Origin of the sequence: Lacinutrix jangbogonensis (assembly GCF_000797445.1) — a bacterium.
Classification (GTDB): domain Bacteria; phylum Bacteroidota; class Bacteroidia; order Flavobacteriales; family Flavobacteriaceae; genus Lacinutrix; species Lacinutrix jangbogonensis.
The window spans coordinates 42,666-54,733 of the sequence record NZ_JSWF01000030.1 but is presented as its reverse complement, the minus strand read 5'-3'; the positions used below and the strand labels follow the sequence as shown (position 1 = coordinate 54,733).

The following is a 12,068-nucleotide window of genomic DNA, read 5'->3' as shown; positions in this document are numbered from 1 at the left end:
ATTTTTTGGCAAATTTCAAACTAAAAAAACTATAACACCCTGTTTTAAAGATTGTTATAGTTTCGCACAGTACTCAAAGTGGGAATCGAACCCACACTTCCGAAGAAACTGGATTTTGAATCCAGCGCGTCTACCAATTCCGCCATTTGAGCAATTCCAGTATGCAAAAATATATCTTTTTTTATTAATTGCCTTAAAAATAGTGTTGATTATGCTTTATAGATAGAAAAATAATTCTAAATTTGCACCTCATTAAAAATAACGTAGTGTTTATCACTACTTTAAAACATTTTTACGATGCCAAATACTAAGCCAGACGCAAAAATTTTTTCAATAACGCAAAGTAAAGCTTTAGCCGAGAAAATTGCAGCAGCCTATGGAGCAGAACTAGGTAATGTAATTACATCTACTTATAGTGATGGTGAATTTCAACCATCTTACGAAGAATCTATTCGTGGCACAAGAGTTTTCATTATTGGATCTACAAATCCAAGTTCAGAAAATTTAATGGAAATGTTATTAATGATTGATGCAGCCAAACGTGCTTCTGCTAGACATATTACAGCAGTTTTACCATACTTTGGTTGGGCTAGACAAGATAGAAAGGATAAACCAAGAGTGCCTATCGCAGCTAAACTAGTTGCTAAAATGCTGGAAGTAGCTGGAGCGACTCGAATAATCACAATGGATTTGCATGCAGACCAAATCCAAGGGTTCTTTGAAAAACCAGTAGATCATTTATTTGCATCCACTGTATTTTTACCTTATTTAAAGGAATTAAATTTAGACAATTTAACTATTGCTTCCCCAGATATGGGAGGAAGTAAAAGAGCATATGCCTATTCTAAAGCATTAAAGAGTGATGTAGTAATATGTTACAAACAACGTGCAAAAGCCAATGTAATTTCTCATATGGAATTAATTGGTGACGTAACAGGTAAAAATGTAGTTTTAGTAGATGATATGGTTGATACTGCTGGAACATTAACAAAAGCAGCCGATTTAATGATGGAACGTGGTGCGTTAAGTGTTAGAGCAATATGTACACATCCAATATTATCTGGGAATGCTTATGAAAAAATAGAAAATTCTAAATTAGAAGAGTTAATTGTAACAGATTCAATTTCGCTAAAACAAGAAAGTAAAAAAATTAAAGTTATAAGTTGCGCAAATTTATTTGCTGAAGTAATGCATAATGTACATTACAATAAATCTATAAGCTCTAAATTTTTAATGTAACCTTTTAGGTTACTTCAATTACGTTTATTAATAATTAAATATAAATAACAAAAATGAAGTCAATTACAATTAACGGATCTCAAAGAGAAAGCGTGGGCAAGAAAGTAACAAAAGCCTTACGTAATGCTGGTCAGGTTCCTTGCGTATTATACGGAGGAGACAAATCAGTTCATTTCTCAGCAGCTGAATTAGCATTCTCTAAATTGGTGTACACACCTAATGCGCATACAGTTGTAATCGAATTAGAAGGTGGTGGTACTTTTAACGCCATTTTACAAGACATTCAATTTCATCCTGTAACAGATAGAATTCTACACGTAGATTTCTACCAAGTATTCGAAGACAAAGAAATTACTATGGAAATTCCTGTTAATTTCATCGGAAACCCAAAAGGTGTTAGAAATGGTGGTGTTTTACGTAAAAATAACCGTAGCCTAAGAATTAAAGCTTTACCAGGAAATTTACCAGATTATATCGATGCTAATATCGAAGATATGAAAATTGGTGATAAACTTTACATTACTTCTTTAGCAAACGAAGCTTACACATTTATGCACCCAGATAATGGAGTTATATGTTTAGTAAGACGTTCTAGAGCGGCAATTGTTGAAGATGATGATGATGAAGAAGGAACTGAAGCAGGTGATGTACCATCAGGTCAAACCGATGATGCAGCAGCAGAATAAACACTATATTCTATAAATAATATCAAAGCATTCTGAAATATTCAGGATGCTTTTTTATTTTTACACAAAATTATATTTCAATATGTTTGAATGGCTTAGTGAATTCTTCAGAATAAACAAAGAATCAAATACTATTGAAAACACAGATCCTATGAAAAAATTCTTAATTGTTGGTTTAGGGAATATTGGCGAGAAGTACTCACATACACGCCATAATATTGGATTTAAAATTTTAGATTACTTTGCCGAAAAAGAAGCAATAGCCTTCGAAACTAAAAAGTTAGGTGATATTTCAACTTATAAATTAAAAGGGAGAACTTTTATTTTTCTAAAACCAAACACTTATATGAATCTTAGCGGAAAAGCTATACTATATTGGTTAACAAAAGAAAAAATCCCATTAGAAAACCTCTTAATTATCACAGACGATTTAAACCTTCCTTTTGGAAGTATTCGTGTAAAGATTAAAGGAAGTGATGGCGGGCACAATGGATTAAAAGACACTCAAGACAAGTTAAATACCACAAAATACAATCGTTTTAGGTTTGGTATAAGTGATGCGTTTGGCAAAGGCAAACAAATAGATTATGTTTTAGGAGAATGGACAGCAGAAGAAAACTCAAAATTAGAGGAACGGCTGGAAAAAGCTTCAGAAATAATTAAATCTTTTGGTTTAGCTGGTATTAATAATACCATGAATAGCTTTAATGGAAAATAAAAAAGGAAGCTCTAAGAGCTTCCTTTTTTATTATTATAATATGTGTTTGTTATTTAACAATCATCTTTTTAGTTTGTGTATTCACTCCATCACTAACTTGTAACATATACATTCCAGATTGAACGCTATCTAAGTTAATAGTTTCATTAAATGTTGGTGAATTTTTGTAAAGCTCATTAAACACTCTTCTACCTCTAATATCGAAAACTACAATAGAAATATTTTTATTTGAATCGCTATTTAATTTTACATTAAAAGATCCATTATTTGGATTTGGATATATTGAAAAACCTCCTAGGCTTCCAAATTCATCCACAGATAATAATGGCATTACATTTACAGTATAATCTTCAACCTCTGCATCATGTGCATTTTCACAAGATGTACCTGCAGAATTAAACTTAGTTGTTACTCTCATAACAGTATTTCCCTCAATAGCACCTAAGGGCACAACAACCGATAGTGGAGAGTTCGACGCTGGGCCATCTGGAGTACCAAAAGCAGTACCTAAATCGTAAGTTTCACTTGCTTCTAAAATACAGTTTTGGTTCCAATCTACCCAAACAGTAGTAACACAAGTATAATTACCATCTGTATTTTGATTTACAACCAAATCATATGGACTACCTTTAATAACATCTGTTGAAATTGCTGTATAATCGCTATATCCTGAAGGCTTTCCCGAAGCATTATCAATAGTATTAAATTGCACTAAAGTAGTACTAGTTGCGTAAGTTGTATTTGCAATTGATGCACATAAACCATCAACAACGGCTAACATGACATCAACGGTTTTTGTTTCTGAAGCAGAAGTACCAGTAATTGTAATCGTATAATCTCCTGAAGCAGCACCCGTTAAACTCGTTAAATCCATTGTAGTTTGTCCATTAGCATTTAAAGTTGCAGGTGTAAAAGCAACTGTAGATCCTGCTGGGTTTCCAGCAGCACTAAACGTAGTCGTTTCATTAAAACCATTAACTGTAAAGAAATCTACAACAAAAGACACAGCATCAATATTACATGCTGATTGATTTGAAACTGCACTATTTAATGCAAACGACGCTGCACTAGAAATTGGAAAGCTTTCCGAAAGTGCATAAAAGATATTATCTGCAGCTTCAACCATTATTCTTGCAGTATTCGTATCTGCAACTGAAGGCACTGTAATAACCTCAGAACCATCATTTTGAACTCCTGAAGCTAATGTTGTTGGAAATGTTACACCACCATCTGTAGAAAATTTAATATTTACTGTTTGACAGTTTATTGGCGCACTATTGGTTGCTCCAACATTCCATGATAAAGTTTGAGTACTTCCAGATCCCCATGCTGGAGGAGAAACTACTGTAAAAGGAGATCCTGCTTCAACATTAATTGTCATTAAATCGAAACTAGACTGGCCATTTAAGCCAGTAGCCGTTGGCTCTCTATCTCTTACCGTTAAAGCCCAAGTTAGAGATCTGGCCACAGTAGAAACTGTTTCCCACGCATCGTTTATTGTTGGATTGTCTTGCGTAAGCGTACCTGCTAATACACGAGAGTAACGAGGAATATATCTGTCTGTCTCTGAAGAAGGAGGTAAAGATCTATTCATTGATCCTGCACTTAATGTTGGACCAAAATTAGTATTCGTTACATTACCACTATCTGTTTGTTCCCAGCAATACGTTAAATTATCTCCACCATCAGCATCTGTTGCAGATCCTTTAAGAACATACGCTGTTCCAGAAGGAATTGTAAAATCATTTCCTGCAATAGCACTTGGTGGATTATTAGAAATATTGGTTGTAACAGCACAATTGTTAGGCGCAGTAGCAACGTTGTTCAATATTTGATTTATACTATGGTAATGAAAATAAGGATCACTATGTAGTTGCACATTATTAGAACCTGTAATTCCTGCATAAGCCATAACAGTTGTTCCACTTCCTGGCTCAGAATTAACGCCTGATCCTTCTGTATTATGAGAAAAAGTATGGTTGGCTCCCATTTGGTGTCCAATCTCATGAGCAACATAATCAATATCAAAATTATCTCCTTGTGGAATACCGTCTGCTGGAGATGTAATTCCAGATCCTTTACTATTATCTTCACAAACACATCCAATACAACCTGCATTACCTCCACCGCCAGAAGCACCAAACATATGACCTATATCGTAAGCTGCATTTCCAATTGATGATGTTAGCTCAGCTTGCAATTCTCCATTCCAATTTCCTAAACTCCCGGAATACGGATCTGAATTCGGATCTGTAAAAATAAGCTGATTAGCACTAATCATTTGAAAGTTAATAGCCATATCTGTTTCAAAAACAGCATTAACCCTAGTCATAGTGGCATTAATTGCCGCTAAAGCGCCGGCAATAGTTCCGCCATGATATTGAGTATATTCTCCATTAACAGAAATTGCAATTCTATAAGTACGCAATAATTGATCGTCTGCATCTCTACTTAAAAGAGTACCACCAACAATTTCTTCTCCTTTTTCTAAATCTTCTATTGTAGAACACACAAAGTTGTCTACATAGTTCCCACGTGAACTTTTAGTATATAATATGTATTCATTTGAACCGTGAGATTCAGGCATCATAAAAACCGCTTCTTGGTCTTTATAAGTAATCATTGTTTGAACGCCCTGAGGACTAACACTCATTCTAAGTTGTGTGCTAGCATTATTAATTGCATAACCAACATAAGATTTAATGCTCGGAAAAGCAGCCGAAAGTTCTGGAGAAAAAACAGGAGCCTCGTAAATAGTAAATGTTTTCATTTCACCATTTTGAGCAGGCACTGTAATTTGTATGTTACCAGCTAATGCACTAGAGCCTCTTGAAGGAGCATTTAAAATGCTTTGTTTAAAAGTAGTGAAATCGAGTTCAAAAAATTTGACATTATCAATTTCTAAATGTTGTTTTGTAATCCCCTCTGTTCGGTTGATATTCGCTTTATTCTGCCAAGCACTTTGAGCCGAAATGGTGAATAACGACATACAGGCAATAAGAGAAACGAAAAGTAATTTTGTTTTCATGAGTCTAAGTTTATTTATAGATTTAATTCCCAAATTTAGTTAAAAAAAAGCTAAATGTTTCATGTTTTATGATAGATATAAAAAAGAAGTAAATTAAAAGAAATTTCAGTCCACTTTTTCTATTTTTGTAATTAAATTGTTGAGAATTGAAACGAGGTCTAGAAAAAAAGATAAATACCGTAGTCACTATTGGAACCTTTGACGGTGTACATATTGGGCATCAAAAAATTATTCAACGTCTTATAGAAGTTGGAAACACTAAAAACTTAGCGCCAACAATTCTTACCTTTTTTCCACATCCAAGAATGGTAATACAAAAGGATTCCAATATTAAGCTTATAAATACATTAAATGAAAAAGAGCAAATACTGAAACAATTTGGTCTTGAAAACTTAGTAGTCAAAGAATTTACCAAAGAATTCTCTCGGTTAACTGCTGAAGAATTTGTTAAAACTATTTTAATAAAGCAATTAAACGCAAAACATATAATTATAGGTTATGATCATCATTTTGGCAGAAACAGAAGTGCTAACATTGAAGATTTAAAAGCTTTTGGGAAGCAATACCATTTTGAAGTTGAAGAAATAACAGCTCAAGATATAAACGATGTTGCAGTAAGCTCTACAAAAATTAGAAACGCATTACTAGAAGGAGATATAAAAATGGCAAATAGCTATTTAGGTTATCCATTTATAATTTCAGGAACTGTAGTAAAAGGTAAGGGCTTAGGGAGAACAATAGATTTTCCTACTGCAAACATTGATATTAGTGAACACTATAAATTAATACCAAAAAGAGGTGTTTATGTGGTTAAATCTATTATTGATAAAAAAACAGTCTATGGCATGATGAATATTGGTATAAATCCTACTGTTAAAGGTATATCGCAAACCATAGAAGTTAATTTTTTTAATTTTGACGATTCTATTTATAACCAAAAAATAACTATTGAATTGTTAGAAAGACTGCGAAATGAAGAAAAATTCAAATCGGTTAACGCTCTTAAAGAACAACTATTAAAGGATAAAAAAACTGCTTTACATTTTATAAATAGTCATGCTTAATACATTTCTTTTTAAACATATCGACAATAGTGGTTTAATCGTTTTTAGAATTATTTTTGGTTTTTTATGTTTTGCCGAATCTGTTGGTGCCATTTTTACGGGTTGGATAACCTATACACTTGTAGAACCAAAATTTACATTTACTTTTTTAGGTTTCGAATGGTTACAGCCACTACCTGGAAACTGGATGTATGTTTATTATGCTATAATGGGTGTTTTTGGCTTACTAATAATGGTTGGTTATAAGTACAGAATGAGTGCCTTTCTATTTTTCATAATGTGGTGTTCTGTGTATTTCATGCAGAAATCGTCTTACAACAACCACTATTATCTATTAGTATTATTAAGCGGTATCATGGTCATACTTCCCGCACACAAATACGCCTCTATTGATGCTAAACAAAATCCAAAAATAAAAAGCATCTCAATGCCTGCTTGGTGTAATTGGATTTTTGTAATTCAGCTCTTTATACTTTACACCTATGCCTCGAAAGCTAAGCTCTATCCAGATTGGCTAGACCTTAGCGTTCCAACTAAACTTATGCAAAGCAAAGCAAATTACCCAATAGTTGGAGAGTTTCTACAAAATGGGTTTATGCCTTACCTTGTTGGTTATGGCGGTATTTTATTTGATGGTTTAATTATCCCTTTATTACTATTTAAGCCCACTAGAAAATATGCTTTTTTTGCTTCTATTTTCTTTCATTTGTTTAATTCATTTATCTTTCAAGTTGGTGTATTTCCATATTTATCTTTAGCTTTTTGTTTGTTCTTTTTCAATCCTGAAATAATAAAAAATATTTTCTTAAAAAGGAAAGAGTATTATGCTAAAGCTGAAATTATAGTTCCTAATTACAAGACGATTTTAGTGGTTTTAGGAAGCATTTATTTTAGTATTCAAATAGCATTGCCAGTACGTCATCATTTTATTGAAGATGATGTTTTATGGACCGAAGAAGGCCACAGGTTATCTTGGCGTATGATGTTACGTTCTAAATCCGGCTATACCAATTTCAAGGTGGTTAACAAAAAAACAAAAGCCGTAACCCCTATTAACCTGAGTACATATCTTACTAAAAAGCAAATTCGCTCTGTAAATTACAAGCCAGATTTTATGTGGCAATTTGCACGCTATTTAAAAAAAGAATACAAAGAAAAAGGAGTAGATATACAGGTTTTTGTTAGTGCCAAAGTGAGCGTAAATGGGAAACCACACAAGCAACTAATAGACGAAAAAGTAGATCTCGCCAATATAGAGTGGAACTACTTTACACATAACGATTGGATTTTACCCTCGAAATAAGAAACAAATACAATTACTTGTTTTTTGGCTAACAAAATCTAACTACTTTTACCACTTTAAAACAACTGTTACGTTTTTGCGTTAGGGATGGCAACGGCATCCTTTTTTATTTTGATTAAAAAAGATACAGTGTACAGCCCGACCTATAGGTAACGCCCAAATAAGCAAGTTAATTGCAAATAAAATTATATTAATTATGTTACAAGTACCATTTATTAGAGACAACAAAGCTGCAGTAATTGCAGGTTTGGCCAAGCGTCATTTTGATGCCAAAGATTTAGTAGAACAAGTGATTGTTTTAGATGATGAACGTCGCGCGCTGCAAACTAAATTAGATAATACTTTAGCCGAGTCTAATGCAATGTCTAAAGAAATAGGGAATTTGTACAAGTCTGGAAAAGCAGCTCAAGCTAACCAGTTAAAAGAGAAAACGAGTGCTTTAAAAGAAACTTCTAAAGCATTTGGAGACCATTTAAACACTTGCTTAGAGAAACTTCAAAACCTTTTATATCAACTCCCAAATGTACCTCACGACTCTGTTCCTGCAGGAAAATCTGAGGAAGATAATGAGGAGATTTTTAATGAAGGTAGTATTCCAGAATTATATGCTGGTGCAGAACCACATTGGGAATTAGCTAAAAAATACGATATTATTGATTTCGAATTAGGTAACAAAATTGCTGGTGCTGGTTTCCCTGTTTATAAAGGTAAAGGTGCACGATTGCAACGCGCTTTAATCGCCTATTTTTTAGATAAAAATATTGCTGCAGGCTATACAGAATATCAATTACCGCTTTTAGTAAACGAAGCATCTTGCTATGGTACGGGACAATTACCCGATAAAGAAGGGCAAATGTACCACGACGCACAAGATAATTTATATTTAATACCAACAGCAGAAGTTCCTGGCACAAACATATTTAGAGATGTGCTACTTAATGAAGCCGAATTACCTGTTAGTATTACTGGTTACACGCCTTGTTTTAGACGTGAAGCTGGAAGTTATGGCGCGCATGTTCGTGGACTAAATAGATTACACCAGTTTGACAAGGTTGAAATTATTAGAGTGGAGCATCCAGACCATTCTTATAAGGCCTTCGATGGTATGATAGAACATGTAAAAGGTATTTTACGAGAACTTAAACTCCCTTTTAGAATATTAAGATTATGTGGTGGCGATACTGGTTTTCCAGCAGCTATGACTTACGATTTTGAAGTGTTTTCTACTGCTCAAGACCGCTGGTTAGAAATTTCTAGTGTTTCTAATTTTGAAACCTACCAGGCTAATCGCTTAAAATTACGTTTTAAAAATAGTGCTGGTAAAAATGAATTGGCGCATACTTTAAATGGAAGTTCTTTAGCATTACCTAGAGTTTTAGCTGGGATTTTAGAAAACTATCAAACTGAAAAGGGTATAGAAATTCCAGAAATTTTAGTGCCTTACACAGGTTTTTCTATAATTGACTAACAAAATACATTTATTAATATTGATTAATGCCTGATTGAGTTCAGGCATTTTTTTACGCCTTTTTTTAAGGCATAACATTTGCTATATTTACACAAATACTTTTTATGAGATTCCTTTTTATTTTATGTTTTTTATTCAGCCTTAATACGTTTTCGCAAGACGATATCGTGGTGCGCGAATATTTTAAAAATGGTGAATTTGAAAAAGCTCTAATTTCTTATAAAAAATTATATTCTAAAAACAAAAAAAATAGAAATTATTTAATTCAGTTGGTAAAAACGCATCAGCAATTAGAGCAATATAATGAAGCTGAGAACTTACTAATAACATACTTAAACACTGTAAATTATCCACCAGCATTAATAGAATTAGGTTATAATTACAAACTACAAAAAGATACTATTAACGCTAATATTAATTACCAAAAGGCATTAGATATCATAGATTTAAAACCTAACTATGCTGGAATTATTGGTCGCGGTTTTGAGAATTTTTCACTTTTAGATAAAGCTATTCAAACCTATGAAAAAGCAATGGCTATAAAGCCAGAGTTAAATTTCAACATGCAATTAGCGCGTATCTATGGCGAACAAGGTGATGTTGAAAAAATGTTTAATAGTTATATCAATTTTTCTGAAATTAATGAGAGTTACATAAACACCATAAAAAGAGAGTTTAGCACTTTTATTAGCGAAAATAAAGAGAACGAAAACAACACTGTTTTAAGGAAAATTCTTTTAAAGAAAATTCAAACATCTCGAAATTTAAAATGGAACGATATGTTGAGTTGGTTATTTATTCAGCAAAAAGATTACAAAAAAGCATTTACACAAGAAAAAGCCATTTATAAACGTCAATTAGAGTCTTTAGATCGTGTTGAGGAATTAGCAAATATTGCTTACACACAGAAACAACCTGAAGTTGCTAAAACCATTTTTCAATTTATTATTGATAATACTCAAGATATAGATATCAAGATAAATGCCCATTACAATCTTATAAAAATTGAAACAGAACAAGTATCTACAAAAGATTACAAAACGATTAACGAAAGTTATTTAAGTTTACTGGAAACTTTTGGTAAAGAAGGACGAACTCTAAATATTCAAATTGCGTACGCTCATTTCTTAGCCTTTTATCTTAACAAAACATCAGAAGCAATTTTATTTCTAAAAGACAGCTTAAAACTTGACATTGACAAGCACCAATTGTCACAAATTAAAATAGAACTTGGAGACATTCTTGTTCTAGAAGAGAAATTTAATGAAGCACTAATTTATTACACCCAAATTCAACGTAGTCTTAAAAACAGTACTATTTCTCAAGAAGCACGTTTTAAAGTTGCTAAGACTAGTTATTATAAAGGTGATTTTAAATGGGCAGAATCTCAACTTAAAATTTTAAAAGCATCAACCTCTCAACTTACAGCCAACGATGCATTAGATTTAAAATTACTAATTAGTGACAATAAAGCAGAAGACTCTTTACAAATAGCTTTAAAGCTTTATGCCAAAGCAGATTTATTAGCATTTCAAAACAAAAAAGACGAATCCATAGCATTCTTAAATACTATTCTTAAAGAACATAAAACCGAACCGATTGTAGCGCAAACCCTTTTAAAACAAGCTCAATTATTTAAAGAAACAGAACAGTTTGAAAAAGCAAAAGTAAATTACGAACGTATAATTAAAGATTTTAAAGAAGGCATTTTAATTGATGATGCTATTTATGCTTTAGCCGAAATTTACACGAATAAACTAGTACAACCAGAAAAAGCAAAAGCACTTTACGAAAGTATTATTTTTAATCATGCAGATAGTATATATTTTGTTGAATCACGCAAGAAATATCGTGCTTTGAGAGGAGATGCAATTAATTAAATTACAACTTCTTAAATATAAATTTTTATCAGGTTTAAGTTCCTTTTTTTAGTTAAATAAAGGTGTGTTTCTCAAAGCAAAAACCGGAAGGTTTGTCTAAAATGCGAAGCTTTTTCCAAAAAAAGAAAAGTTATCTTTGTATAACAAAATTCAAGCTTATATTTTCCAAAAATGATTGTTGCTAAAACCGATAGACTCATTATTTCTCAATTTACAATTGAAGACGCATCTTTTTTCATGGCGTTAGTGAATACACCAAACTGGATAAAATATATAGGAGACAGAAATATAAAAACTACTGAGCAAGCTGAAGAAAGAATAACAAATGGCCATTTAAAAAGCTATAAAACCCATGGTTTTGGCTTTTATATATTGCGCTTAAAAGACAGTTTAAAACCTATTGGAACTTGCGGTCTTATTAAAAGAGAAACATTAGACACTATTGATTTTGGCTTTGCAATGTTACCAGAATACGAAGGTTTAGGTTTCGGTTTTGAATCTTCTCAAGCCATTTTAAAATTAGCAAAAGAAGTATTACAAATTGAAAAACTTGTAGCCATAACACTCGAAACAAATAAGAATTCCATAAAATTGTTACAAAAATTAGGCTTTCACTTTGAAAAAATAGTAAAACCTTTTGAAGATGACGAAGAATTAATGCTATTTGCAAAAAACTTATAAT

9 protein-coding genes and 1 tRNA gene are annotated in these 12,068 nt (G+C 32.3%); 8 read left to right on the top strand and 2 right to left on the bottom strand.

Annotated elements, in window-relative coordinates:
* Positions 1-70 precede the first annotated feature (70 nt).
* Positions 71-152, bottom strand: a tRNA-Leu gene (locus tag RH82_RS11510).
* Positions 153-297: 145 nt separating this feature from the next.
* On the opposite strand from RH82_RS11510, the gene RH82_RS11505 reads away from it, so the two are divergent.
* From RH82_RS11505 to pth, 3 genes are all read left to right on the top strand, one after another.
* On the top strand, positions 298-1,239 hold the full coding sequence (locus RH82_RS11505) for a ribose-phosphate pyrophosphokinase (RefSeq protein ID WP_034060895.1): 942 nt from the start codon (positions 298-300) through the stop codon (positions 1,237-1,239).
* A gap of 53 nt (positions 1,240-1,292) precedes the next feature.
* Positions 1,293-1,925 carry a 50S ribosomal protein L25/general stress protein Ctc gene (locus RH82_RS11500; protein WP_034060893.1) on the top strand — a complete coding sequence of 211 codons (633 nt, stop codon included), beginning with the start codon at positions 1,293-1,295 and terminating at the stop codon, positions 1,923-1,925.
* A gap of 151 nt (positions 1,926-2,076) precedes the next feature.
* Positions 2,077-2,643 carry an aminoacyl-tRNA hydrolase gene (gene pth, locus RH82_RS11495; protein ID WP_241148054.1) on the top strand — a complete coding sequence of 189 codons (567 nt, stop codon included), beginning with the start codon at positions 2,077-2,079 and terminating at the stop codon, positions 2,641-2,643.
* Positions 2,644-2,692: 49 nt separating this feature from the next.
* On the opposite strand, the gene RH82_RS11490 is transcribed toward pth, so the two are convergent.
* Positions 2,693-5,671 carry a zinc-dependent metalloprotease gene (locus RH82_RS11490; RefSeq protein ID WP_034060889.1) on the bottom strand — a complete coding sequence of 993 codons (2,979 nt, stop codon included), beginning with the start codon at positions 5,669-5,671 and terminating at the stop codon, positions 2,693-2,695.
* Positions 5,672-5,817: 146 nt separating this feature from the next.
* On the opposite strand from RH82_RS11490, the gene RH82_RS11485 reads away from it, so the two are divergent.
* The 5 genes from RH82_RS11485 to RH82_RS11465 all read left to right on the top strand — a co-directional run bounded on the left by RH82_RS11485 (position 5,818) and on the right by RH82_RS11465 (position 12,067).
* Positions 5,818-6,735 (top strand): bifunctional riboflavin kinase/FAD synthetase, encoded by a 918-nt coding sequence (locus RH82_RS11485; protein WP_034060887.1) that lies wholly within the window; start codon positions 5,818-5,820, stop codon positions 6,733-6,735.
* Positions 6,728-8,038 carry an HTTM domain-containing protein gene (locus RH82_RS11480; RefSeq protein ID WP_034060885.1) on the top strand — a complete coding sequence of 437 codons (1,311 nt, stop codon included), beginning with the start codon at positions 6,728-6,730 and terminating at the stop codon, positions 8,036-8,038. Before RH82_RS11485 ends, RH82_RS11480 begins: the two co-directional genes overlap by 8 nt.
* 196 nt (positions 8,039-8,234) lie before the next feature.
* Positions 8,235-9,506 carry a serine--tRNA ligase gene (gene serS / locus RH82_RS11475; protein ID WP_034060883.1) on the top strand — a complete coding sequence of 424 codons (1,272 nt, stop codon included), beginning with the start codon at positions 8,235-8,237 and terminating at the stop codon, positions 9,504-9,506.
* Between the two features lie 104 nt (positions 9,507-9,610).
* The gene (locus tag RH82_RS11470; RefSeq protein WP_034060882.1) at positions 9,611-11,386 is read left to right on the top strand and encodes a tetratricopeptide repeat protein; all 1,776 of its coding nucleotides are present in this window, start codon (positions 9,611-9,613) and stop codon (positions 11,384-11,386) included.
* Between the two features lie 171 nt (positions 11,387-11,557).
* Positions 11,558-12,067: a GNAT family N-acetyltransferase gene (locus RH82_RS11465; protein WP_034060881.1), complete on the top strand. Its 510-nt coding sequence runs from the start codon at positions 11,558-11,560 to the stop codon at positions 12,065-12,067.
* Position 12,068 lies beyond the last annotated feature (1 nt).

Excerpts from the sequence above, each read along its gene's own strand:
- serS (WP_034060883.1), top strand. The coding sequence starts at position 8,235 with ATGTTACAAGTACCATTTATTAGAGACAACAAAGCTGCAGTAATTGCA.
- RH82_RS11465 (WP_034060881.1), top strand. The coding sequence starts at position 11,558 with ATGATTGTTGCTAAAACCGATAGACTCATTATTTCTCAATTTACAATT.
- RH82_RS11480 (WP_034060885.1), top strand. The coding sequence starts at position 6,728 with ATGCTTAATACATTTCTTTTTAAACATATCGACAATAGTGGTTTAATC.
- pth (WP_241148054.1), top strand. The coding sequence starts at position 2,077 with ATGAAAAAATTCTTAATTGTTGGTTTAGGGAATATTGGCGAGAAGTAC.
- RH82_RS11500 (WP_034060893.1), top strand. The coding sequence starts at position 1,293 with ATGAAGTCAATTACAATTAACGGATCTCAAAGAGAAAGCGTGGGCAAG.
- RH82_RS11505 (WP_034060895.1), top strand. The coding sequence starts at position 298 with ATGCCAAATACTAAGCCAGACGCAAAAATTTTTTCAATAACGCAAAGT.
- RH82_RS11490 (WP_034060889.1), bottom strand. The coding sequence starts at position 5,671 with ATGAAAACAAAATTACTTTTCGTTTCTCTTATTGCCTGTATGTCGTTA.
- RH82_RS11470 (WP_034060882.1), top strand. The coding sequence starts at position 9,611 with ATGAGATTCCTTTTTATTTTATGTTTTTTATTCAGCCTTAATACGTTT.